This window comes from Actinosynnema sp. NPDC037264 (genome assembly GCF_055603705.1).
In genome coordinates this window covers 144413-167880 of sequence record NZ_JBVJVK010000002.1, presented here as the reverse complement: position 1 = coordinate 167880, position 23468 = coordinate 144413, and the positions used below count along the sequence as shown (strand labels likewise).

The 23468-nt window shown below is 72.5% G+C and carries 21 protein-coding genes and 1 pseudogene; 8 read left to right on the top strand and 14 right to left on the bottom strand.

Annotation, left to right across the window (positions count from 1 at the left end; translation table 11 throughout):
- Positions 1-36: 36 nt before the first annotated feature.
- Positions 37-834 (bottom strand): annotated as a pseudogene (locus ACZ7GX_RS03255) (S1 family peptidase); the annotation flags it as partial.
- Positions 835-1086: 252 nt separating this feature from the next.
- Here ACZ7GX_RS03255 and ACZ7GX_RS03250 point away from each other — a divergent pair.
- The 3 genes from ACZ7GX_RS03250 (at position 1087) to ACZ7GX_RS03240 (ending at position 4331) form a co-directional block, all read left to right on the top strand.
- A complete protein-coding gene (locus tag ACZ7GX_RS03250; RefSeq protein ID WP_498772308.1) occupies positions 1087-1659 on the top strand; it encodes a TetR/AcrR family transcriptional regulator in 573 nt (190 codons plus the stop codon).
- Between the two features lie 173 nt (positions 1660-1832).
- A complete protein-coding gene (locus tag ACZ7GX_RS03245; protein ID WP_498772306.1) occupies positions 1833-2630 on the top strand; it encodes a family 16 glycosylhydrolase in 798 nt (265 codons plus the stop codon).
- An 837-nt stretch (positions 2631-3467) separates the two neighbouring features.
- On the top strand, positions 3468-4331 hold the full coding sequence (locus ACZ7GX_RS03240; protein ID WP_498772304.1) for a hypothetical protein: 864 nt from the start codon (positions 3468-3470) through the stop codon (positions 4329-4331).
- Positions 4332-4453: 122 nt separating this feature from the next.
- Here the strand turns inward: ACZ7GX_RS03240 and ACZ7GX_RS03235 are convergent, their stop codons facing one another.
- From ACZ7GX_RS03235 to ACZ7GX_RS03190, 10 genes are all read right to left on the bottom strand, one after another.
- Positions 4454-5944, bottom strand: a complete 1491-nt coding sequence (locus ACZ7GX_RS03235; protein ID WP_498772302.1) for a chymotrypsin family serine protease — start codon at positions 5942-5944, stop codon at positions 4454-4456.
- Between the two features lie 154 nt (positions 5945-6098).
- Entirely contained in the window at positions 6099-6911 is an 813-nt protein-coding gene (locus ACZ7GX_RS03230) for a nitroreductase/quinone reductase family protein (RefSeq protein WP_498772300.1), read from the bottom strand.
- 482 nt (positions 6912-7393) lie between these two features.
- Entirely contained in the window at positions 7394-8695 is a 1302-nt protein-coding gene (locus tag ACZ7GX_RS03225; protein WP_498772298.1) for an ABC transporter permease, read from the bottom strand.
- Positions 8692-9429, bottom strand: coding sequence for an ABC transporter ATP-binding protein (locus ACZ7GX_RS03220; protein ID WP_498772296.1), 738 nt, complete (start codon positions 9427-9429; stop codon positions 8692-8694). Before ACZ7GX_RS03220 ends, ACZ7GX_RS03225 begins: the two co-directional genes overlap by 4 nt.
- Positions 9426-10436, bottom strand: coding sequence for an efflux RND transporter periplasmic adaptor subunit (locus tag ACZ7GX_RS03215; protein WP_498772294.1), 1011 nt, complete (start codon positions 10434-10436; stop codon positions 9426-9428). The genes ACZ7GX_RS03220 and ACZ7GX_RS03215 overlap by 4 nt, the downstream gene beginning before the upstream one ends.
- Positions 10437-10576: 140 nt before the next feature.
- Positions 10577-11569: a GDSL-type esterase/lipase family protein gene (locus tag ACZ7GX_RS03210; protein ID WP_498772292.1), complete on the bottom strand. Its 993-nt coding sequence runs from the start codon at positions 11567-11569 to the stop codon at positions 10577-10579.
- 201 nt (positions 11570-11770) lie between these two features.
- Entirely contained in the window at positions 11771-12199 is a 429-nt protein-coding gene (locus tag ACZ7GX_RS03205; protein ID WP_498772290.1) for a hypothetical protein, read from the bottom strand.
- A 94-nt stretch (positions 12200-12293) separates the two neighbouring features.
- Positions 12294-13238 (bottom strand): sporulation protein, encoded by a 945-nt coding sequence (locus tag ACZ7GX_RS03200; RefSeq protein ID WP_498772288.1) that lies wholly within the window; start codon positions 13236-13238, stop codon positions 12294-12296.
- A gap of 25 nt (positions 13239-13263) precedes the next feature.
- Positions 13264-14301 carry a hemolysin family protein gene (locus tag ACZ7GX_RS03195; protein WP_498772286.1) on the bottom strand — a complete coding sequence of 346 codons (1038 nt, stop codon included), beginning with the start codon at positions 14299-14301 and terminating at the stop codon, positions 13264-13266.
- Complete coding sequence (locus ACZ7GX_RS03190) at positions 14298-15599, bottom strand: hemolysin family protein (RefSeq protein WP_498772284.1); 1302 nt, start codon at positions 15597-15599, stop codon at positions 14298-14300. Before ACZ7GX_RS03190 ends, ACZ7GX_RS03195 begins: the two co-directional genes overlap by 4 nt.
- Positions 15600-15730: 131 nt before the next feature.
- On the opposite strand from ACZ7GX_RS03190, the gene ACZ7GX_RS03185 reads away from it, so the two are divergent.
- On the top strand, positions 15731-16120 hold the full coding sequence (locus ACZ7GX_RS03185; protein WP_498772282.1) for a MerR family transcriptional regulator: 390 nt from the start codon (positions 15731-15733) through the stop codon (positions 16118-16120).
- 29 nt (positions 16121-16149) lie between these two features.
- Positions 16150-16422: a hypothetical protein gene (locus ACZ7GX_RS03180; RefSeq protein ID WP_498772280.1), complete on the top strand. Its 273-nt coding sequence runs from the start codon at positions 16150-16152 to the stop codon at positions 16420-16422.
- 48 nt (positions 16423-16470) lie between these two features.
- Here ACZ7GX_RS03180 and ACZ7GX_RS03175 read toward each other — a convergent pair whose 3' ends face one another.
- Positions 16471-17133, bottom strand: coding sequence for a hypothetical protein (locus ACZ7GX_RS03175; protein WP_498772278.1), 663 nt, complete (start codon positions 17131-17133; stop codon positions 16471-16473).
- A gap of 115 nt (positions 17134-17248) precedes the next feature.
- Positions 17249-18199, bottom strand: a complete 951-nt coding sequence (locus ACZ7GX_RS03170; RefSeq protein WP_498772276.1) for a cation diffusion facilitator family transporter — start codon at positions 18197-18199, stop codon at positions 17249-17251.
- A gap of 87 nt (positions 18200-18286) precedes the next feature.
- Here ACZ7GX_RS03170 and ACZ7GX_RS03165 point away from each other — a divergent pair, with 87 nt between their 5' ends.
- On the top strand, positions 18287-18658 hold the full coding sequence (locus ACZ7GX_RS03165; protein ID WP_498772274.1) for an ArsR/SmtB family transcription factor: 372 nt from the start codon (positions 18287-18289) through the stop codon (positions 18656-18658).
- A 145-nt stretch (positions 18659-18803) separates the two neighbouring features.
- Positions 18804-18983: a hypothetical protein gene (locus ACZ7GX_RS03160; RefSeq protein WP_498772272.1), complete on the top strand. Its 180-nt coding sequence runs from the start codon at positions 18804-18806 to the stop codon at positions 18981-18983.
- 119 nt (positions 18984-19102) lie between these two features.
- On the opposite strand, the gene ACZ7GX_RS03155 is transcribed toward ACZ7GX_RS03160, so the two are convergent.
- Positions 19103-22129, bottom strand: a complete 3027-nt coding sequence (locus ACZ7GX_RS03155) for an AfsR/SARP family transcriptional regulator (protein WP_498772270.1) — start codon at positions 22127-22129, stop codon at positions 19103-19105.
- A gap of 178 nt (positions 22130-22307) precedes the next feature.
- Here ACZ7GX_RS03155 and ACZ7GX_RS03150 point away from each other — a divergent pair, with 178 nt between their 5' ends.
- Positions 22308-23468, top strand: a complete 1161-nt coding sequence (locus tag ACZ7GX_RS03150) for an L-histidine N(alpha)-methyltransferase (RefSeq protein WP_498772268.1) — start codon at positions 22308-22310, stop codon at positions 23466-23468.

Sequence of the window (23468 nt, the reverse complement as noted above, 5' to 3'; positions counted from 1 at the left end):
CTCGAACACCTTGCCGGGCGGCTGGGGCGTGCCGCCGAGGTCGGCCGCCGCCTGGTTGATGGCCGCCGCGAACGTGCTCACCTCGGTGTAGACGCCGGGGTTGTCCGGCCGCGCGCACCCGTTGCCGTGGCTGACGATGCCGACCTGGACCCACGCGCCGTTGTTGTCGCGGCGGAACATGGGGCCGCCCGAGTCGCCCTGGCACGTGTCGACGCCGCCCGCGAGCTTGCCCGCGCACAGCTCGGCCGCCGGGATCAGGTCCGCGTAGTACGGGTCGGAGTTCTTGCACGTGGTGTCGTCGATGTAGTCGACGTTCGCCTTGAGCAGGTAGCGGGACTGGCCGCCGTCCTCCCGCGTGGCGCCCCAGCCGGCCACGGTGAACACGCCGGTGTTGTAGGCCGCGGTGGTGGCGATCGGCAGCAGCGCCGCGCCGGTGATCGGGCTGGCCAGCTTGATGATCGCCCAGTCGCCGCCGGTGGCCGTGCCGTAGGTGGGCGCGCGGTGCACGTAGGTGGACGTGCGGGTGACGCGAGTGGTGTCCTGCAGGTCCACCACGCCGTAGGTGGCGGTGATGGACGTGTTGTTGCCGGTGCGGCTGACGCAGTGCGCCGCCGTCAGCACCAGCTGGTCGGTCAGCATCGAGCCGCCGCAGCCCATGGACAGCCGCACCATCCAGGGGAACTCGCCCTTGGCGGCCTGGGTGCCGCCGACGACCATCGGCGTGGGGTTGACGGTGTCCGGCGGCGGGGCGGCGATCGCCTGGCCCCCGAAGGCGGCCAGGGCGGCGACGATGCCCACACCGAGGGCAAGCGTCCTTCTCACGGTGTCGCGCACGGTTGGTCCTTCCCGCGCCCGGCCGGGATCGTGCTCGCAGGGTGGCCGGACGTCGAGATCGCAGGGAACTATCCAGCCGGCCCCTCTGCCGGCGACTCATCGTGCGTGGCGAACGGCCTGCTCACAATCCGTCGATCGACGGGAGTTCTTCCGGTGTGGTCCGTGGTAGGGCGTGGTTCTGCCGGTCGTGGCTCCGAGCACCGGCGAGCGGTCCGACTTGACTTCCACAGGTGTGAGTGGTTGATTACACCCGTGCCTGCCGCATCGAGTGAACGCCGCCTGTCGACCGCCGAGGAACGTCGGGAGACGGTCCTGCGCACCGCCATCGGCGCGTTCGCCGCCCGCGGCTACTACGGCACGACCACCGGCGAGGTCGCGAAGTCCGCCGGCATCTCCCAGGCCTACGTCTACCGGCTGTTCCCCGACAAGGAGGCGTTGTTCCTGGCCGTGGTGGAGCACAGCTTCGCGCGGGTCAGGGAAAGCCTCGCCGACGGGGTCGCCGAGGCCAAGGGCAGCGCACCGGAGGACGTCCTGTACGCGATGGGCGACGCCTACGCCCACCTGATCTCCGCGGAGAACACGCTCCTGCTGGTGCAGATGCACGCCCAGTGCGCCGCGATCTCCGAACCGGCCGTGCGCGAGGTCTTCCAGCGCGGGGTGGCGCGGACGGTCGAGTACGTGCGCAGCGTGTCGGGCGGCAGCGAGGAGCAGGTGCAGCAGTTCTTCGCCATGGGCATGCTGTGCCACCTGGTGGTGGCGGCGCAGGCGGACGACATCGACGCACCGTGGGCCCGAACCCTGTCGAAGGGCATCCGCCACTACTGATCCCCTGCCTCCCTCAAGTGAGTAATCAACCAGCCACAGTGGTGTGCTGTGACCACAGTGGACAGTCCGCACCCCTTGCGGCCCTTGGGGCATCCGTTGACGTGACACCGGGCTGATCTCTAGGTTCGGGAGTGACACCGCCTCGTCAACGTCGTCGAGGAAAGGGCTTTCCCGTGACAGTGAGTCGACGTGGTCTCCTGGTGGCGGGCGGCGCCGGACTGGCCGCTCTCGGCACGTCCGGCCTCGGCCGGGCCGCCGCCTGGGAGACCGTCATCAACGGATCGTTCGCGAGCTACAGCACGTTGGAGTCGGTCTGGAACTACCGCTACCCGTGGGGTTCGGACCACAACGGCACGGCGCGGATGTACGCGAGCGCGTCCGACCACAACCACGTGTTCCTGGAAGGGTCGACGCTGGTCATCAGGGCGACCCGGATCAACTGGGACGAGGGCAACAGCTCCGCCGACCCGCACCTGCCGATCCGGTACCACTCCGGTGCGGTGCACGCCCGGCAGCACGTGCTGGTCAACGACCAGTTCCCGAACTGGGAGGTGCGCGGCGAGTTCCAGGCTCCGTCGACGCGCGGCACGTGGCCCGCGTTCTGGCTCACGGGTGCGAACTCGTGGCCGCCGGAGAGCGACATCCTGGAGTACAAGGGTGACGCGCGGAACTGGTTCAACACTTACAAGAACGCCTCGGGTGGCTGGTCGAACACCATTCGCCCGGTGTCGTCGCCCGGTTCCTGGCACACCTACCGGGCGTGGATCGCCAAGGTCAGCGCGACCGATGTCGACATCCACTACTACCTCGACGGGACGTGGGTCGGCCAGCACCGGGGCGCCAACTTCGTCGGCAAGCCAATGTGGATCATCATCAACCTGCAGATGGAGGGCTCCTCCGGCACCACCGGCCCAACCACCGACACCTACTACCGCGCCCGCAACCTCTACGTGGGCCGCACCCGCGCTTAACCTTGTCCTACCCGCGCGCCCCTTCGTTCCCGCCGTCCCCATTTCACCCGACGGCGGGAACGCACGCGCTTGCACGTTCCACAATTTCGTGCAAGCTAAGGACCTACCTTCAACCCACCTCTCCCCACCCACCCACACCGCCTCCATCCACCACCCTGAGTTCACCCTGATGGGTTACGTCGTCAGGAAACTTTGAACACACCATTGACGTTGCCGGGAAAGAAGGAGGCGGCAAGGCACGGCGGGCGGCCTGTCACGGAGACAGCCACGACACCCACCACGACCACTGTCAGGGTGCCAGCAGCCTCAGGGTGCCAGCACCGCCGGGCGTCACCCAGCACCGCCGAGCGTCACGAGGCGCCAAAGCGGACCTCGCGGGAGCACGGGGTGCGGGGAGCACGGGGTTCGCGGGCCCCGGGAGTGGGAGTGCGCCGCAGCCACCACGTCGCGGTCGTGGCCCTCCGAGTTGCGTGGGCCCGGTTCGTCGTGTGGGCAGGTTCGTCGTGTGGGCCCGGTTCGGCCGAGCTGTGCCAGGTTCCGCCCGGTTCCCTCGATTCGGGCGATCGCGGGTGGGGGCGGAACTAAGATCGACTTATGCCGTCGACCTCGCTGTTGTTCGCTGGTGATCCGGTTGAGAAGGGGCACGGGTTGCGGGCGGTGGTGTCTTGTGTGGTTGCGGATGAGGTGGTGAGTGGAAATGGGAGTGGGGCGTCGCGGCGGGCCGGGGGTCAGGTCCTGCTCGTGCCGCCGTTGGTTCGGTTGATCGGTGCGCGTGGTGAGCGGCGGGTTGTGGTTGGTGGGGCGAGGGTTGTGGTGGAGGCCGGTGGTGGGACGTCGGTGGCGTTCGTGGTGCAGGCGGTGTGGCGGGAGAGTGGTGGGTGGCAGCAGGAGGCTGGAGGTGGGAGTGGTGGGGCGGAGGCGGATGTCGGGCGCCTGAAGGCGGAGGTGGTGGCGTCGTTGGCGGAGCCCGCGCACCTGGTCGACGGTGAGCCGCGGATGGCGGTGGTGACGGTGGCGAAGGCGTTCGCCGAGGCGTCGCGCAACGAGGTGACGCGGTTGCGCGGGTTGCGGTACGAACTGGAGCGGCAGGTCGCGGATTTGTTGGCGCAGCGGCGGTCGACGGCGTTGCGGTCGTTGTTGGCGCAGGTGATCGAGTTGTCGATGGCGTTGAGCCGGGCCCGTGACCACGCCCGCGAAGCGGTGCGCGACGGGCTTGGGATCGCGTTGTGGGACGTCGACACGTATCGGCACAACCGCGGCGAGGTGGTGGGTTCCACCCGGCCGTGGACGGAGACGCATCGGGCGGCGTTGCGGCACTGCGAGGCGATGGACGTCGAGTTGGCCGAGGAGGTCGCGCGGTTGCAGGCGTTGTTGAGCAGCATGGCGACGTTCGCGGTGGCGCAGGATGGTGAGGCGCAGCAGCGGTTCAACATGGTGGCGGCCGCGGCGGCGGCCGGGCTCGGGTTGCCCGCGTTGATCCTGTCGCTGTACGGCGCGGACTCGTTCCTGCCGTTCTCGTTCGACCGGGCGTGGCGGGCGTTGCTGCCGATCGCGCTGACGGCGTTGCTGGCGGTGGGGGTCGTGTTGCGGCGGATGCCCGGCCGGGCCACGTGGCGGCACTACGTGATCGCGGTCGGGTTGGTGGCCCTGTTGGTGTGCGTGCTGCTGGTGGCCGGATTGCTCGCGCCCACGACTGCATGACGGCGACCACTGCATAACGGCGACGACTGCGTGACGGCGGCACTGAGCGAGAGCGGTGCGCAGCCGCGCGAGCGGCCCGCCTCCCCCCGAGTCGAGGGAGGCGGGCCGAGGCGCGGGACGGGTCAGCCGTTCGCGGTGGTGATCACCGAGAACGTCGACCGCAGGCTCGCGTAGCGGGTGTGGATGTCGGTCAGGATGGTCTCGACCGGCACGTAGTTGTTCAGCTCGCCGGAGACGCACGCGCCCGTGCGGGACTGCTGGTTGCCTTCCAGGATGCCCAACGCGGTGTGGTCGACCTGGCTGAACAGCGGTCCGCCGCTGTCACCCGGGCGGGCGCAGATGTCGGTGTTGATGCCGACGTCGGTCGACAGCACGCGGCCGCAGCGGGTGCCCGGCTTGTAGCCCTTGCCCGCTCCGCTGTCGACCGCGCCGGGCGAGTCGATCGCGTTGGAGGCGGAGCCGGTCGCGCACACGACCCAGCCGGCCTTGACCTCGGCCAGCGTGTGGGTGCCGGTGATGTACTCGTCCGCCGACGTCTCCTGCACGCCGCACGGGGTGTCGGCGTTGCTGTCCGTCCCACCGTTGAAGCAGTACTTCAGCACCCGGTTGCGGCCGGTGTGGTTCTCCAGCCAGGTGTTGCGGGTCGGGGTGTCGACGTACAGCAGCGCCGCGTAGTCGTACGGGTAGGAGTTCCTCTCGATGCCGTGCTGCTGGAGCACGGGCACGCCGTTGTGCTGCGTCGGCGTGTTGTTGGTCTTGGTCGCCATGCAGTGGCCCGCGGTCAGCACCCAGGCCTTGCCCGGGTGGCCGCCGCCGGTGGAGCGCAGGTTGAAGCCGGCCGTGCAGCCGCCCCAGGTCCCGTTGTCGCGCTTCATGTCCAGCCGCAGGCCGCCGCGCATCGGCCCGTAGTTGACGCACGCGAGCGGGTGGCAGGCGCCCTGGTCGGGGAACGTGGCCGCGAGCGGGTTCGGCTTGGGCAGGACCTTGGACCGCACGGCCACGCCGGTCCCGCCGGACTCCTCGGCCACCGCCCGACGTGCCGCGTCACCTTCGTGCGCGACCTCGGCGTCCTTGGCCACCGCGACCTTCTCCCGCGCGACCCACGAGCGCTCCCACAGGACGACCTCGTTGTCGCGCTCGTTGACCGCGGGCAGGTACACGGCCTCGGAGCCGGCGCCCACCTTGGCGGCGATCCGGTCCTTGGCGGCGGTCAGGTCGGCCAACGAGTGCCGCACGGCCTGCGTGCGGACGTGCGCCCGGTCGGGCAGGTCCGCCAGGAGCCGGTTCGCGGCGGCCGGGTCGGTCAGCGCGACCACCAGCTCGCCGGTTTCCTGGTCGAGCCACATGCCGCCGTACTCGGCCGCGTTCTCCTGGCGCAGCACGCCGTCCAGGCGCACCGCCTCGTGCTGGAGCTCGAGCCGGCGCAGCGCCTCCCGCTCGCTGACGCCGTAGTTGTCGACGAGGTACCGCACGGACTCCGCGACCGCCGCCGGGTTCAGCGTGGCGCGTGCCGAGGGCGCGGCGGTGGCACCTCCCGTCGCGCTCACCACGGTCGCCGCGACGACCAGCGAGGCGAACAGGGCCCCCAAGCCCTTTGCTCTACCCACGGACATCTCCTTGCTCGGTGGATGGGGAACATGAGCATTCAACCTGACGTGGACTGGCCGCATCGGTGAAGCCCTGCCGCGCGAGACTAAGACACGGGGTTCCACTTACTTCATGTCCTCACGCGGACGATCGGTTGTCACGAAGTCGCCGGGGACTCCGTCAGGCGTCGAGGAAGGGGATCAACTGCTCCTCCTCGTAGGTCAGGTGGGCCTCCAGCTCGCCGATCAGCCGGTCGACGTCGGCGCGCAGGGTCGTCGCGTCGCCGCGTTCGAGGGTCTGCCGCAGTTGTGCCAGCAGGGCGGCGATCGCTTCGTGCTCCTCGGTGAGCCGGTCGAGGGTGGGCGCGAGTTCCGGGTACCGGTCCCGCAGCATCGTGAACATGCCGGTGTCCTCGGACGTGTGGTGGAAGCTCAGGCCCTGGCACGCGGTCAGGCAGTTGACCTTGAGCTGCGCGCCGAGCGTGGGCTTCGACGCGGCGACCTCCCGGCGGATGGTGGCGAGCTCCCGGCGGAACGCGCCGTGCACGAGCTTGAGCGCGGCGCCCCAGCTCGTCGCGTTCGGCGGGCCGCCGGAGACCTGGGTCAGCGCGACCACGGGGATCAGCCGGGACGTCTTGGCCTGGTACTCGGCCCAGCCCGGGTCGGACTCGACGGCCCGCTCCCACAGCTCGTCGCGCTCCGGTCCGGTCAGGACGGTCGCCTTGGCCTCGTAGGTGAAGACGCCGTCCTCCACCTGCGCCACCGGGTTGGCCACGAGGTTGTGGAACCAGCCGGGGTGGCGTGGCGAGCCGCCGCCGGACGCGATGACGACGATCCGGTCGCCGTCCGGCAGGTAGCCGAGGGGGTGGGTGCGGCGTGCGCCGGTCCGCGCGCCGGTGGTGGTCAGCAGGATGAGCCTGCCTCCTTCGAAGGGACCTCCGACGTGGCCCGCGTTGGCGCGGAACTCGGCGATCACCTGCTGGTGGAAATCCATCTGCGGTTCGTCTCCTGATTTTGGGCATGACCGGATCACCACGGGTGAATTGCGCCGTGGTTTTCGGTGAAGGTTTTGTGGAGGCGCGCGGGCACGACGGTCCCGCGCGGTGGCACGCGTGCGCGCGCCAGTGCGCCGATGCGCTGGTGTGTGGGGGGAACGGGGTGCGGGTGCGTCGCGGCTACGTGCGCGGAAACCCGGGAATCCCCGGTGTGCGGCGGGCCTCTGGCCCACCCGGCGGTCAAACCTTGGCCGGGTGACTCTCTCGCTCGTGGCTCAAGGCCGACCCGGCAGTCACGGGCGTGAGCATATCTCGTGAATGCGCGGTCGAGCAACTTCCCGTCATTGTGCGACGATCGGTGACGTGCCCCGTCTTCCTTTCCTGCTGGTGTGGCGAGTCGGCGGTGACCGGGTTGTTGTGGCGCAACAGCTCGGCCTGCGGCCGTGGACCGCCGCGCCCTGACCCCGCACGACCGGTGCGGCTACGCCCGCATGACGGTGGAGATCGGGATGCGGGCCGCGCGCAGCGCCGGGACGAGGCCGCCGAGGATGCCGGCCACCAGGCCCGCGACCACACCGGCCACGCCCGCCTGCCACGGGAACGCCGTGCCCTCCAGCGACGGGAACCGCGAGCCGAACACCACGAGCGCGAGCTTGAGCCCGACCACGCCCGCGCCGATCGCCAACGCCGCCGTGAGCAGGCCGGTCAGCAACGTCTCGGCCAGCACGATGCCCGCCAGCAACAGCCGGGGCGTGCCGACGGCCCGGCGCAGCGCGAACTCCTCGATGCGCTCGCCGACGGTGGCCAGGCCGACGTTGAGGATGCCCGCCACGCCGATCATGAGCACCAGCGCCGCCATGCCGAGGAAGATCCAGCGCATCAACGCCAGCTCGGTGGACATGCGCTTCAGCGTCTCCACCGTCTGGACGTGGATGCGGTCCTCGGGCGTGCCCGCCGCGACGAGCCTGGCGCGCAGGACGTGCTCGACCTCGACCGCCGTCGGCGTCATGAGCACCTGCAGGCCGGGGCCCGTGTCGCCGCCGCTCATGCTGGTCACCGGCAGCCAGTTCAGCAGCTCGTCGGACCGCACGTAGGCGGTCGGCTGGTAGCCGCCGTCGTCCACCACGCCGATGAACTGCGGCGTGGGGTTGGCGTCCGCGCCGTCGACCCTCATCTCGGCCGGCACCTGGTAGCGGCTGAAGGCCTTCGCCGCCTCGAGGTTGAGCACGAGCCGGGGCGCGAGCGACGGCGCGCCGCCGAAGTCGAGCCACTGGCCCTGCGCCGGGCGGAACGGCCGGAACTGGCGGATGTCGCCGGTGAGCCCGACGAGTTGCAGCTCGATCGCCTGGCCCTGCGGCGCGGTCGCGTTGCCGTCGTCGAGCGGGCGGCAGCCGTTCTCGTCGCACGTCATCGGGGGGCCGCCGGGCTGGTCGATCGGCCCGCCGCCCTCGTTGATCGGCTTCACGCCGGGTTCGCCGATGATCGCCCGCGCGCTGGTCATGGCGACGGCGTCGGTGCGGCCCTTCAGCACCTCCAACGCCACCGGCACGGCCTGGCCCTCCGGCGACAGGTACATCTGCCGGGTGCCGTCCTTGCCCTGGTACAGCTCGACGTCGGCGAGCATGGCCCGGTTCGCGATCTCCGCGCCGGCCTGCACCACGACGACGGCCAGCACGCCGAGGAACAGGCTCACCATCGACAGGAACGTGCGCAGCTTGCGGGCCCGGATGCCCTGGCCGCCGATGATCAGCGACGCCCGGAGCCTGCCCGACAGCCTGATCACGCGACCACCCGCTGCCCGGCCGGGCGCAGCAGGCCGTCGGACAGGTGCAGCACCCGGCCCATCTTCGCCGCGTGGTCGTGGTCGTGGGTGACGAGCACGAGCCCGCAGCCGACGTCGGTGGCCTGGCGCAGGACTTCCACGACGAGGTTGCCGGTCTCGGTGTCCAGGGCGCCGGTCGGCTCGTCGGCCAGCAGGATCCGCGGTTCGCGCACCAGGGCGCGGGCGATGGCGACGCGCTGCTGCTCGCCGCCGGACAGCCGGGGCGGCTTGTGCTTGGCCAGGTGGCCGATGCCGACGCGCTCCAGCGCCGCGAGCACCTTGGCCTTGCGCTTGCGCCTGGGCAGCCAGCCCTGGCCGTTGACCAGCGCCATGGCCACGTTCTGCGCCGCGGTGAGGTGCTTGAGCAGGAAGAAGCGCTGGAACACGAACCCGAACTCGGCGCTGCGCAGCGCGGCGGCCTTGCGTTCGGGGATCTTCGTGATGTCGCGGTCGCCCAGCAGGTACTGGCCGCCGTCGGGTCGGTCGAACAGGCCGATCAGGCTGAGCAGGGTGCTCTTGCCGGAGCCGGAGCGGCCGAGGATGGCGACGCTGTCGCCCGCGTGGACGGTGAGGTCGACGCCCGCGAGGATGGTGCGCGGCTCGTCCTGGCCCTTGAGGGTCTTGGTCAGGCCGGTGAGGTGGATCAACGGAGGCGACGCCACGGGTGGCGGCACGAGCAGGGGTGACGTGGTCACTTGCGGCCCGCCCCGGGCTCGACCTGGCCCGCGGCCTCGCCGGGTGGCAGGTTCGGTCCGGGCACGGCCAGCGTCTCCTCGCCCGTCAGGCCCGACTTGATCTCCACGACCTTGCCGTCGGTGAGGCCGAGCTCGACGTCGGTGGTCACCTTGGCGCCGTCGGGGCCGACCACGTCGACCTTGCCCTTGCCCTGGCCGCCCGCGACCGCCTCGACGGGCACGACCAGCGCGTTCTGCGCGGACGCGGTGACGAGTTCGAGGGTGGCGGCGGCGCCGTTGACCATCTTGACGTCGGCGGGCGCGGTGCACACCAGGCGCAGGCCGGTCGGCTCGGAGGAGGTGTCGGGCTCCCGCGGCTGCTGCTGGGGCGGCGGCGCGGGGGTGTTGGCGCCGGTCGCGTCGGTGTCGTCCGGGTCGGGCTGCGCGGGCGGCGGCGCGGGCACGGTGCCCACGGGCAGTGCGGCGATCGTGCCGAGCAGCGTGCACGGGAACGGGCCGGGGCCGTTCTTGATCTGCGCCTGCACGGTGCCCTGCGCGGCCTCGGAGATCCGGTAGGCCTGCTCGCCGTCGATCTCCGCGACGATGCCGTAGCCCGCGTGCTTCGCCGAGGCGATCGGCATGCCCGCGGTGACGGTGGCCCGGTCGTCGACCAGGCGTCCGCCGAACGTGGAGCCGGCGGGCACGTCGACGTTGGTGGGCTTGCCGTCCGTCCAGACCGTGGCGATCCGGGTGGGCCTGGTCGGCGTGGCGGTCGGTTCCTCCACGGTCCAGTAGCGCACCTGGCCGGCGACCGGGGCCACGATCCCGAACAGCGGGTTCATGGTGACCTTGCCGGTCAGGCTGACCTTGTTGGTCAGGTCCTGCCTGGTCGGCGTGGCCGTGGTCTGCACGGTGCCGCGCGGCGCGAGCTCCGGGTTGACCGGCTCGGCTCCGGTCGACGTGCACGAGGCCGCGGCGAGTACCGCCGCGGCCAGTCCGCACACGCGGACGAAGGCAGATTTCGACACCGGTCCCCCCAAAGCGATTCCCCTGTCCGGTCTCGCCAATTTACCCATATGACGCCGGGGGGATCATCGGGGTTGCGTGTGACGCGGAAACCGCTCTCACCCCGGCTGGGGCGAGAGCGGTTTCCGGTGGTCAGGGCCTGCTACGCGACGGCGTGCAGGTTCCCGTCGGCGCCGGCGAGGCACCGGGCCGAGCCCGCGCCGCCGTTGACGAACTCGGTGAGGCAGCGGCCGAGCTGCTCGTGGCCGGCGGCGTTCGGGTGGAACGACTGCTGGGCCAGGTGCAGGCCGATGGCGTCCAGGCCGCCGGTGACCAACGCGTACGGGTCGACGGTCAGCCTGCGCTGCCACTCGCCCGCGGAGCTCTCGCCCTTGCTGCACGCCTCGCGGTTCTCCGTGGCGCGGGAGAAGTCGAGGAACTTCACGCCCGACCGGGTCGCCACCCCGCGCAGCGCCTCGGACAGCTGCGGCACGGCGGTCGTGCGGCCGTAGCCCGCGTCGGCCAGGCGCAGCGGGCAGCCCTGCGGGCCGTGCAGGTAGCGGTCCATCTTCTCGGTCACCGGCGAGGCGTACGAGGTGAGGATCAGGTTGTAGGAGGAGGTGGCGTACCCGGCCTGGGTCATCGCGGTGCGGACGTCGCGCAGCGCGTTCTCGACCTTGGGCGCCATCCCGGCCAGCCGGCCGGGCCACTCGCGCTCCAACGTGGACCGGCAGCTCGCGCCGAACGGGTTCACCCACGCGGCCACGCAGTCGACCATCGTGTCGGCGAACCGCACGTCGTCGTTCGCGCCGACCTGCACGACGACGGTGGTGACGCGGTACTGGCGGGCGATGTCGATCAGCCGCCGCGCCTGGGAGCCCTCGGTGTAGTGCACGGTGTCGGCCAGGGACACGTTCGCCGAGTCCGCGCCGGAGCACGCGAGGTTGAACGTCCGCTCGGCCAACCGGGTGCGGTGGACCATGGCCTGGGTGGAGCGGTGGCACCAGTTGCCGTTCTCGCCGGCGGTGCCCGGCTCGTAGGACCCGGCGCCCTCGCCGGACATCGCGCTGTCGCCGAGCGACACCACGGCGGTCGGCCGGTCGTCGACGGCGCCGGCCGTGACGGGGACCGCGAGGAAGGTGGAGCCGGTGAGCAAGAGCGCGCTGATTACGGCGCCAACCTGTTTCCGCGACACCGCAGGCCTCCAAAGGGGTTGCCCTCGATCGGACGTGATCCGACCGTAGGGTGCGCGTAACGTGCCGACAACGTCCGATCGGCTGTTTTGCCCGAACCTTCGGCGGTCCGCAGGCGACCGACCCGCGGCGGGCCACGTCGGTCCACAAAGGACGACCGACGATCAGCCCCAGGCGGCGAGTTGGTCCGCGCAGGCCCGGGACACCGCGGCCTCGTCGGACCCGTCGGTCAGCCGGTCCATCGGCAGGGCCGCGCGGACGTCGGCGGGCAGGTCCTCCACGATCTCGGCGGCCTTCTGCGCCACCCACCGCGACCCGGCGCGACCGTCGGCGAACATCCGCGCGACGCGGGTGCAGGAGAGCGCGGCGGCGGCGAGGTCGGCGGGCGGGATCGCCGCGCCGCAGTCGGCCAGCGCTCCCGCCAGCACGTCGCGCACTTCCCCAGGGTCCTGGCCGCTGAGCCCGGCCAACGCGCGCAGGCCGTCACCGTCGTACCCCGCGATCAACCAGTGCGCGGCCCAGCCCGGCACGTCCTCGGCGGGGACGGTGTCGAGGGCAGCCAGGAGCGCGACCAGTTTCGGCGTGGGGACCATGCGCACATCCTGCGGTGCGGGGGGCCGTGGGTCGAACGAGATAGAGCGGTGTGGTGGAGCGGAGGGGAGGCCGCCCCACCACACCCGATCGGAGCTACTCCTCGAAGCCGAGGTCCTCGCCGCCGTCGAACACCTCGTCGACGACCTCGCCGAGCACCATGCCGCCGACGACGCCCGCCGCGACACCGCCGACCACCGCGCCCATGCCCGGCCCGCGGTGGTGACCGTGGTGGCCGTGCTGACCCGGGTGGCCGTAGGCGGCGTGGCCGCCGCGTTCGGCGATCTGCGCCATCCACTGGCCGATCGCGCCCGCCCAGTCGGTGTTCACCGCGTCGGCGTGCGAGGCGTGGAACCGGCCGAAGGCGTCCGAGCCGGAGGAGAACACGCCGCCCCGCTTGTCCGCCTCCAGCACCACGACGAGCTCGTGCGGGCTGGTCACGAAGGTGAGCTCCACCTGGTTCACCCGGCCCGCGAACTGCGCCGGCGGGAAGAACTCGATCTCCTGGTAGAAGCCGAGTTCCTGGTGCACGCCGTGGATCCGGCCGGCCTCGACGTCGGCGGAGCGGAACTGGAAGCCGAGCTGCCCGAACGCGTCGAGCACCCGGTCCTGCGACGGCAGCGGCCCGACCAGCACCGGGTCCAGGTCGCCCTTGTCGGGCGCGCCGGAGATCACCAGCTCGGTCCGCACGCCCACCGTCACGCCGGGCAGCGGCTGGCCGCCGACCGCCGTGATCGGGGTCTCCCACGGCAGCGGCAGCTGGAACGGCACCGCCACCAGCTGACCGGCCGAGACCCGCACGTCCTGCGCCACGTCCAGGCGCAGGAACTCGGAGACGCCGCCGTACTCGTGGTCGCCGTGCTCCACCTCGACCCGGGTGACGAGGGACAGCACGATCCGGTCGATCCGGGCGTCGTTGCTGCCGCCCTGGATGCGCACCTGCCCGGTGATCACCTGGCCGGGCTGGGCGTGCGGCGTGTCGAGGACGGTGTCGACGGACGGTCCGCCGACGCCGAAGGCGCTGAGCATCCGCTTGAACATGGGGTGATGTCCCTCCGGGGCGTGGTCAGTTCGGTTGGTCGGTCTCGTCCTCGAAGTCGCCGATCAGCTCTTCGAGGAGGTCTTCGAGCGCGGCGATGCCGACGACGCGGCCCTCCGCGTCGGCCACCAGCGCCAGCTGCGCCCGCTCCGCGCGCATCCTCGTCACCGCGCCGGCGACCGGCAGTTCGGCGGGCAACGTCAACGGCGTCGTCATCAGGTCGCGGGCCGGGGTGTCGGCGCCGGCGGCGGTCGCCCGCACGGCCTCGCGGATGTGCACCAGGCCGACGAACCGCCCGTCGGCGTCGGTCACCGGGAACCGCGAGCGCCCGCACGCGCGGCTGCGGTCCTCGATCGCCCGCGCGCCGAGGTGCTCGGCGACGGTGACGGTGTGCTCCACCGGCACCATCACCTGCGCCACGGTGGTCTGCTGGAGCTGGAGCATCCGGGTCAGCAGCCGCCGCTGGCCCTCCGGGATCAGGCCGTGCTCGGCGGACTGCCGCACGAGCATCCGCACGTCGTCGGGGTGGTGCTCGCGGGTCAGCTCGTCCTTCGGCTGCACCTTCACCAGGAGCAGCAACGCGTTCGTGGTGGTGTTCAGGCCGCTCAGCAGCCGGCGCACGGCGTGCGCGAACACCCGGAACGGCATCGCCAGCAGCAGCGCCGACCGCTCGGGGTGGCTGATCGCCCACGACTTCGGCGCCATCTCGCCGAGCACCATGTGCAGGAACACCACCAGCACCAGGCTGATCGTGAACGAGACCGCGTACGACACGCCGGCCGGCAGGCCGACCGCGAGCAGCAGCGGGTCGAGCAGGTCCGCCACGGCGGGCTTCGCCAACGCGCCCAACCCCAGCGTGCACAGCGTGATGCCGAGCTGCGCGCCGGCGAGCATCAGCGACAGCTCCCGCACGCCCGCCAACGCGGCGCGCGCCGCGCGGCTCGTCTCGGCGGCTTCCTCCAGGCGGTGCCGCTTCGCCGCCATCAGGGCGAACTCGGCGGCGACGAAGAACGCGTTGGCCGCCAACAGGAACACCGACAGGAGCAACGACCAGGTGGTGCTCATCGCGGCACCCCCGTGGTGAGCAGGACCCGGCTGGGCACGTGCCGCGCCACGGCCGTGACCCGCACGCGGACGGCGCCGGTCGCCACCTCGTCGCCCACGTCGGGCGTCCGGCCGAGCCGGTGCAGCACCAGGCCGGAGACCGTGTCGTAGCTGTCGTGCGCGGGCAGCTCGATGCCGGTGGCGTCGGCGATCTCGTCGATCCGCAGCCGGCCCGGCACCTCCCACCCGTCGGCGCGCCGCTCCACGGTGTCGCGCACCACGTCGTCCTCGTCGTGGATCTCGCCGACCAGCTCCTCGGCCAGGTCCTCCAACGACACCACGCCCGCGAAGCCGCCGAACTCGTCCACCACGCACGCCAGCTGGCGGCGTTCGAGGCGGAGCCGTTCCAGCACGGCGGGCAGCGGCAACGTCGACGGCACCACCAGAGCGGGTGACGCGATCTCACCCACCGGTGTGGTGGCGCGGTCCTCGGGCGCGACGGTCAGCACCTCGGCCAACCCGACCACGCCGCGCAGGTCGTCCAGCCCGTCGCCGACGACGGGGAAGCGGGAGTGGCCGGTGTCCAGCAGCTCGACCACGCGCGTCACCGGCTCGTCGGCGCGGACGGCGCGCACCGAGACGCGCGGCGTCATGGCCTGGTCGGCGGCGAGGCCGCGGAAGTCGAGGCCGCGGTCGAGCAGGCGGGACAGCTCCGGGTCGAGGTGGCCCAGCGCCTGCGCCTCGCCGATGATCTGCCTGAGGTCGTCCGGGGTGGCGCCCTGCGGCAGCTCCTCGACCGGCTCGATGCCGACCGCGCGCAGCAGCCGGTTCGCCGCCGCGTCGAACAGCCTGATCACCGGGCCGGTGACCTTGAGGTAGGCCAGGGTGGACGCGCTCAGCGCCTTGGCGAGGGCGTCCGGTTTCGCGATGGCGAGGTTCTTGGGGAACAGCTCGCCGAGCACCATCTGGACCGCGGTCGCGAACGTGAGCGCGACGGCCATCGACAGCGGCACGGTCAACGCGGGCGACAGGCCCGTGCTCTCCTCGCCGAGGACGGCGGCCAGGCCCTCGCCCAACAGGGGTTCGGCGACGTAACCGGCGAGCAGCGCGGTCACCGTGATGCCGAACTGGGCGCCGGAGAGCATGAAGGAGAGGCGTTGCGTGACGCGGTAGGCGCGGTCGGCGGCCTTGTCGCCGTCCTCGGCCTGCTGGCGCAGGCGGCCCCGGTCCACGGCCAGGTAGGCGAACTCCTGGGCCACGAAGTAACCGGTGGCGGTGGTGAGCAGCACGATCGCCAGCGTGCCGGCGAGGATCAACATGGCGCGGAGTCGTTCAGCCGGGCCTGACCCGGCCGGTTACTGCAGCCTTCATCGGACATACCTCACACTAGCACGTGACACTGTATGGTTTGGGTGGAATCGGTCGAGGTCACGTGCGCGGGAGGTGAGCGGTGGCGGAGGTGCTGCTCAAGATCGGCGAGCTGGCCGCGCGCGCCGGCGTCAGCATCCGCACCGTCGACTACTACACGAGCCTGGGGCTGCTCTCCCCCGCGCGGCGCACGGCGGGCAACTACCGGCTCTACGGGCCCGGTGACGTGGAGCGCATCCACCTCGTGCGGCGGCTGGAGGTGCAGGGCGTGCCGCTGGAGGAGATCGCGACCGCGTTCACCACGCGGCAGGCCGACGTCGGCCCCATCCTGGACCGGATCGGCGAGGACCTGCGCGCGTTGCACACGGCGGCGGAATCGGCCTCGCCGGAGGCGCACGGCGTGCTGACGGCCATCGCGAACCGCGTGCACTCGTTGATCACGCTGGCGCTGGAGATGCCTCCCCTGCCTTGAGACCCGAGACCCGTTTCAGGAGGCCTGTCGTGACCACGCCGGAACCCGGCCCGTTCCAGCCGTACATCTCGGCGCACGACACGCCCAGCACCGCACCCACCTGGAAGCACCACTCGGTCAAGGCGTCGCTGCACCGCATCCGCCACAGCCGGACGGTCGAGGACGCGCACGCCCAGGCGACGACCGAGGCGGTGGTGCTCCTGCACTCGATCCGCCGCACCCTGGTGTGGATCGCGGTGCTGATCACGTTCGTCGTGGTGGTCTTGGTGATCGTGCCGTGGGCCGCACTCGTGTTCGGGTAGCCGCCGTGGACCCCGCCGCGCGGGCGGCGGGGTCGATGACGGAGCCGATCAGCCCAACCAGGGGGCGAAGTGCTCGGCCACGACGGTGGTCAGGCCGCCGACGCTGAGCCGGCCGTCGACCTCGATCACCCGCAGGCCGTGCTCCCGCGCCCGGTCGACCACGTCCTCGGCCAGGAGGCGGTCCCGTTCGAGGCGGTTGGCCTGCGCCCGTTCCGGGTCGCTCACCGCGACCGACACCTTGGCGGCCCTGGGCAGTTCGCGCAGCTGCCGTTGCCGGAACGCCTCGGTCGGCACCAGGAACACGGCCTGGCGCGGGTCGGCGAGCAGCGGCGCGACGAGCTCCGGCCGCAGGCCCCACCCCTCGGCGACGAGCGGACGGCCGCTGGACAGGGCGCGCAGGTCGTCGAGCACCATGCCGAAGCGCTCGGCGTGGCTGTGCTTGCTGTGCTCGGCCATCTCCTGCGGCGACGGCCGCACCCACGTCGTGTCGGGGTCGTGCGCCTGGAGGGTCTGCCACGCGTGCCGGTGCGGGTAGCGACCGGCCTGCGCCAGGGCGCGGTCGTAGTGGCCCCGGGCGTCGTGGAAGTCGTAGTGGTAGGCGGTCAGTCCGAATCGGCGCGACAAGAGCCAGGCGACGGTCGACTTGCCCGACCACTGCGCGCCGCCGATCCACAGGACAGTGCTGAGTTCACCAGAAGGTCCCCACCTCATGGTGGCAAGGGTGACGGCTCCCGATGGCGCGCACAAGTCTTGTTTTTGCTGGTCAGAAGTGGTTTAGTGGTAGGTGTTCAGCCGGTTATATGGTCCCCACCTCGACCGGCGGCAGTCAGGCCCCACCCGTCGCGGGCTCGGTGTGCACGGTGACGGCGGTCAGGCGCGGCACGGCGCGCTTGAGGTGGTGCTCGACCTCGTGCGCGATGCGGTGGCCCTGCTCGACGCTCAGCCCCGCGTCCACCGCGATCGCCAGCTCCGCCCGCAGCACGTGCCCGGTCCAGCGCATCCGCACCCGGTCGGCCCGCACCACGCCGTCGACCTGCGCGGCGGCGCGTTCGGCCAGGTCCACCGACGCCGGGTCGACCGCGTCGAGCAGCCGGCCGAAGACCTCGCCGGCCGCGTCGCGCAGGACGACCAGGATGGCGACCGTCATGCCGAGACCGACGAGCGGGTCGGCGGCGGGGAAGCCGAGGGCCACGCCGGCGCCGCCCAGCACGACGGCCAGCGAGGTGAAGCCGTCGGTGCGGGCGTGCAGGCCGTCGGCCACCAGCGCGGCCGAGCCGATGTCCCGGCCGACGCGCATGCGGTAGCGGGCGACCAGTTCGTTGCCGAGGAACCCGACCACGCCCGCCGCCGCCACGACCCAGAGGTGCCGCACCGGCTGCGGGTCGAGCAGTCCGCGCACCGACTCGTACCCGGCGTACACCGCCGAGGCGGCGATCACCAGCACGATCGCGACGCCGGCGAGGTCTTCCGCGCGACCGAGGCCGTAGGTGAACCGGCGGGACGCGGCCCGGCGGCCCAGCACGAACGCGATGGCCAGCGGCACGGACGTGAGGGCGTCGGCGAAGTTGTGCACGGTGTCGCCCAATAGTGCGACCGAGCCCGTGACCAGCACCAGCACCGCCTGGACGACCGCCGTGGCGAACAGCGCCACGAACGAGACGACCAGCGCCCGCATCCCGCGCCTGCTGCTCTCCAGGGCGCTGTCCACGCGGTCCGCCGAGCGGTGCCCGTGGCCGTGACCGTGCCCGTGGCCATGTCCGTGCGTTCTGTCGGTCACCGTTCCGCCTCTGGTCGACCTCTGACTGGGACGTTGGCAGCATACCTGCGCAGTCACGCAGATACGCAACCAAGTAGGCTTACCCCCATGCACACCGCGTTGTCGGACTTCGACATGCCCAACGACGAGCAGGTCCACCTGGCCGCCGAGTCGTTCCGCCTGCTCGCCGACCCGACCCGGATCAAGGTGCTCTGGGCGTTGTTGCAGGGCGAGTCCTCCGTCGCCTGCCTCGCCGAGCTGGCGGGCGCCGCGCCGACCGCGGTCAGCCAGCACCTGGCCAAGCTGCGCCTCGCGGGTCTGGTGAAGGGCCGTCGGGAAGGGACGTTCGTCTACTACTCGGCCGCCAACGACCACGTGAAATCCCTTCTGGCGCAAGCGCTCTTCCACGCCGACCACGTCGACCGCGGCATCCCGCCCGCCGACGACGCCGAGCAGGAGGTCGCGCACCACCAGCACTGAGCGACACCGGCGGTTTCACCCTTACGTCGCAACGAATCGGGCTTATCAGTGCAGCTCAGCGGGTATCCGAAGCGTCCCCACCCGGTTCGACGAGGAGCAGGATCATGGGCACCTCCCCCTCTCCCCTCCGCGACGGGAGGCCGTGATGGCGCAGTCGCGGGACCTGATCGACATCCGCAGCGGAGACCTCTTCCACCAACCCGTCCCCTACGGCCTGGTGTACCCGACGTGCACGGCGGACGGCGAAGCGCCGCCCAGCCAGCGCGGCCGGACCTGGGAGCACCTGACCGCCTCGGGCCGCGTCCTCGAGCCGGTAGCCCGGTGACGCGCGGCAGCAGTCCCCCGACGGGGCCGCGGGCAGCAGCCCGCGGCCCCGTTCTCGTTGCGGTGCAAGGGAACCTGCCGATGACCGACGCCCGCCGGACGAGGGCGTGACGGCCCGCGTCACGACCTGACGCGCGCCGCGCACACCGCGCAGTCCGGCACCGCCCGGTCCGGCACGCCGAGCGCGGCGAACCCCTCCGCCGCCGCGCGCCACGACCGCACCGCCTCGCCGTGCCGCCCGGCGGCGCACTCCGCCCGCGCCACCCCGTGGTGCCCGCGCGCCCGCTCGTACCGGCCGCCGGCCCGCCGGGCGTGCTCGAAGTGCCGCAACGCCAGTTCCGGCTCGCCGGTCGCCAGGCGCAGCAGCCCCAGCTGGTACCGGACCTCGCCGAGCAACGGCACGTCGTCGGCCACCACGCCGACCGCCAACGCCGCGTCGAGGTGGTCGCGGGCCTGGCTGAGCCCGCCGCGCGCCAGGTGCACCGAGCCCAGCCCGCACAACGCCTCGCCCTCGTGCCGCTGGTCGCCGAGCTCGCGGAACCGGACCAGGGCGTCGCGGTAGTGCGCGGTCGCGCGGTCGGGTTCGCCCGCCTGCCGGTGCACGTGCCCGAGGTTGAGGGTGGCGGCGGCGACGCCGAACCGGTTGGCCAGCTTCTCGAACACGGTCAGCGCCCGCTGCCCGTGGTCGAGCGCGCGGACCGGGTCGCCGAGCCGGAGGTGGAAGCCGCCGAGCGCGGTGTGCGCGACCGCCTCGCCGAACGCGTCGTCCTGGCCGAGCCGCAGCGCCAGCGCCCGCTCGCCCTGCTCGACCGCGTCCCGGTAGCGCCCGGCCAGGTAGTGCACGACGGCGATGTTGGTCGACGTCCGCGCCGCGCCCGCGTGGTCGCCGAGTTCTTCCCACAGCGCCGACGCCTGCTCGTAGGCGTCCACCGCGTCGGTGTGCCGCTGGGAGGTCTGGTGGGCGACGCCGAGCGCGTTGAGCGTCTCGGCCTGTGCCCGGATGTCGCCGAGGGCGCGCGCGGACGTCAGGGCGACCTCGTGGGTGGCGGTCCAGTCGTCCAGCAGGCCGAGGGTGAACCAGTGCCGCCACAACGCGTTCGGCAGGCGCCAGGCGTGCTCGTGCCGGCCGGAGGCGGCGGCGAGGCGGGTGGCCGCGACGAGGTTGCGGCGCTCGTCGTCCAGCCACCGCGCGGCGGTGTCGCGGTCGCCGGCGCCCGCGTCGGTCTCGACCGCGGCCACCGCTGCCGCCGCCCGGTCCAGGTACCAGTCGAGCACCCGGACGACGACGGCGTCGCGCTCGTCGGGGTCGGCCAACTCGGCGGCGTACACGCGCAGCAGGTCGTGCAGCCGGTAGCGGTCGAGCCCGACCTCCTCGACCAGGTGGCCGGAGGCGAGCACGGCGAGCGGGCGGTGGACGTCCGACCCGGTGGCCGCGGCGGCGGCCTCGACGTCGAAGTCCGCGCCGGGTAACGCGCCCAGCAGCCGGAACACGCGCGCCACGTCGGGTGTCAGCGCCCGGTAGGACCAGGAGAAGACGGCGCGCACCGCGGCGGACGGGTCGTCCGGGGGCGAGAGCAGGTCGATCCGCCTGGTCTCGTCGGCCAGCTGCGCGGCCAGCGCGGTCAACGTCACCGAAGGTCGGCGCACGGCCCGGTGCGCCACGACCCGCAACGCCAGCGGCAGCCCGCCGCACAGGTCGACCAACCGTGCGGCGGCGGCCGGTTCGACGTCCACGCGTCGGCCGAGCACACCGCGCAGCAGCGCCACGCCGTCGTCGGCCGACAGCGGCACGACGGCGACCGGGTGCGCGTTGTCGCGGGCGGCGAGGCCGGCGAGCTCCGCGCGGCTGGTGACCACGACGGCGCAGCCGGGCGCGCCGGGCAGCAGCGGCCGGACCTGCTCGGCGGAGCGGGCGTTGTCCAGGACCAGGAGGACGCGGCGGTCGGCGAGCAGGGACCGGCACAGCGCCGAGCGCTCGGCTTCGCTCTCCGGCACGTGGTCGCGGTGCACGCCCAACGCGCGCAGGAACTCGCCCAGCACGGCCCGCGGCAACGCCGGCTCGCCTTCCCCGTGCCCGCCGAGGTCGGCGTAGAGCTGCCCGTCGGGGAACCGCTCGGCGACGCGGTGCGCCCAGCGCAGCGCGAGGGCGGTCTTGCCGACACCGGGCGTGCCGACGAGCGCGACCACGACGGGCCCGGCGAACCCCTCCCCCACCACCGGACCAGCGCCCGACCCCGCCCTCGGGCTCACCGCCGCCCCACCGGCAACCGCCGCGAGCGGCCCGTCCCCCGCCCGAGCCGCCGCCTGCGAGGCGAGCAGGGCGTCCAACCCGGCCAGGTAGCCCTCCCTCGCGACCAGGTCACCGGCCGGAGGCAGCTGGCGAGGTGTCGGCGTGGTGGCGGGGGCCGGGGTGTCGGCGTCGGCCAGCAGCCGTTGGTGCAGGTGGCGCAGGTCCGCGCCCGGTTCGACGCCCGCCTGCTCGATCAGCAGCCCGCGCAACCGCCGGTAGACCTCCAGCGCCTCCACCCGCCGCCCGCAGCGGTGCAGGGCGAGCATCAGGGCGCCGGCCACGCGTTCCCGGCCGGGGTGCTCGGCGGCCAGCGCGGTCAGGTCGCCGACCACGTCGTGGTGCCGCCCCAGCTCCAGGTCCGCCTCCAGCCGGTCCTCCAGCGCGGCCAGCCTCTCCTCGGCCAGCGCGACCACCAGGCGGTTGCGCAGCGGGCCGTCCGCCGTGTCCGCCAACGGCGCGCCGCGCCACTCCCCCAGCGCCGTCGCGAGCAGCCGCCGCCGCACCGCCACGTCCGCCGTGGCCCGCGCCCGGGCCACGCCCTCCCGGAACCGGTGCAGGTCGACGTCCGCCGGGTCGACGTCGAGCCGGTAGCCGCCGCCCGTGCCGACCAGCGCCACGCCCAGCCCGCCGAGCAGCTTGCGCAGCCTCGACACGTACACCTGGAGCGTGCCGCGGGCGGTCGGCGGCGGCACGTCCCACAGCGCCTCCGCCAACCGCGCCACCGGCAGCACGCGACCGGCTTCCGAAGCCAGCACCGCCAGCACGCACCGGAGCTGCGGGCCCGGCACCGGGATCACCCGATCCCCGTGCGCCACCTCGACCGGACCCAGGACCGACAACCGCACCGCGCCCCCCATGGCGAGTGAAGCTAGCGACAGATCCGGCCCGGACACAGGCTGTCCGGCCGTCCGGAGCTGTCCCGGACAGCCGTCCGGGCCGCGCGCGACCGCCCGCGCACCCGCCGCGGCGAAAAGCACGTGACTGTCGGTGGTGATCGGTAGGCTCACCGTGCGGACCCACAGCGGAGGAGGCCGAGTGACGGCGAGCGACGGGCGGCTGGTCGGCGACCTGGCCAGGGCCATCGACGAGTCGGACTTCGCCTGGTCGCTGGTGCTCGTCGGCGAGGACCAGCGCGACAAGCTGGCCGCGCTGACCAGCGACCTGCTCGGCAAGCCGTCGACCAGCGGCGACGGCAAGCAGATCGCCTCCGGCTACGCCTACTGGGGCATCGGGCCGACGATCGCCTGGGCGCACGCCTGCGCCGACCCGTTCTACCTGGTGATGAAGCAGAGCCTGGACTCGTTCACCCGCCGCTGGGGCCGGGTGCGCGGCCGGATCGGCGAGGGCTTCCACCACGTCAGCTTCGGCGTCGGCACCGGGCACAAGGACCGGCTGGTCCTGGAGCACCTGCTGGAGCGCAACCCCGGCCTGCTCTACGTGCCGGTCGACATGAGCTCGGAGATGCTGCGGCTCGGCACGCAGGAGGCCACGCACCGCGTCGGCCTGCGCGGGCACCGGGTGGTGCCGGTGCAGCTCGACTTCTCCCTCCGCGACAACCTGGCCGAGCTGCGCGAGCTGATCCACCGGCTGGTCGGCGACGAGCCGGTGCTGTACTCGCTGCTGGGCAACACGCTGGCGAACTTCGACCACGACGACGAGCTGCTCGCGAACCTCACCGCGCTGGTCCGGCCGCAGGACCTGTTCCTGCTGGAGGTCGCCACCACCGAGGCGTTGAACGACGACCTGGCGCAGGACGCGGTCGAGGAGTACGCGCGCAGCCGCGCCTACCGCGAGTTCGTGACCAGCTCGCTGCTGCACAACACCGACCTGACGATCAACGTGGACGCGGTGCAGTTCCGGGGCGCGGTCGAGGGCGACCGGGCGTTGGCGGTGAAGGTCGTCTACCAGAACCAGACCGGCGGCGACATCATGATGATGCTGCCCGACCGCAACCGGGTGCCGTTCCCCGACCGGGACACCATCCGCCTCTACCTGACCCGCAAGTACGCGCGGAAGGCGTTGGACGGGATCGTGCGCGAGGCCGGGATGCGCAAGGTCACCGGCACGCACTCCGACTTCGGCGTGCCGCGCTCGTCGCAGGGCTTCGGCATGGACCTGCTGCTGCTCGCGCCCGGCGAGCCCGTGCCCGCGCCGAGGACGGACGACAACGTGGCCGACGTCATCTGGGGGAACTGA

Bases quoted from the DNA above. Each gene is read 5' to 3' on its own strand.
- ACZ7GX_RS03165 (WP_498772274.1), top strand. From the start codon at position 18,287: ATGCACACCGCGTTGTCGGACTTCGACATGCCCAACGACGAGCAGGTC.
- ACZ7GX_RS03235 (WP_498772302.1), bottom strand. From the start codon at position 5,944: ATGTCCGTGGGTAGAGCAAAGGGCTTGGGGGCCCTGTTCGCCTCGCTG.
- ACZ7GX_RS03205 (WP_498772290.1), bottom strand. From the start codon at position 12,199: ATGGTCCCCACGCCGAAACTGGTCGCGCTCCTGGCTGCCCTCGACACC.
- ACZ7GX_RS03160 (WP_498772272.1), top strand. From the start codon at position 18,804: ATGGCGCAGTCGCGGGACCTGATCGACATCCGCAGCGGAGACCTCTTC.
- ACZ7GX_RS03200 (WP_498772288.1), bottom strand. From the start codon at position 13,238: ATGTTCAAGCGGATGCTCAGCGCCTTCGGCGTCGGCGGACCGTCCGTC.
- ACZ7GX_RS03195 (WP_498772286.1), bottom strand. From the start codon at position 14,301: ATGAGCACCACCTGGTCGTTGCTCCTGTCGGTGTTCCTGTTGGCGGCC.
- ACZ7GX_RS03230 (WP_498772300.1), bottom strand. From the start codon at position 6,911: ATGGATTTCCACCAGCAGGTGATCGCCGAGTTCCGCGCCAACGCGGGC.
- ACZ7GX_RS03175 (WP_498772278.1), bottom strand. From the start codon at position 17,133: ATGAGGTGGGGACCTTCTGGTGAACTCAGCACTGTCCTGTGGATCGGC.
- ACZ7GX_RS03190 (WP_498772284.1), bottom strand. From the start codon at position 15,599: ATGTTGATCCTCGCCGGCACGCTGGCGATCGTGCTGCTCACCACCGCC.
- ACZ7GX_RS03155 (WP_498772270.1), bottom strand. From the start codon at position 22,129: ATGGGGGGCGCGGTGCGGTTGTCGGTCCTGGGTCCGGTCGAGGTGGCG.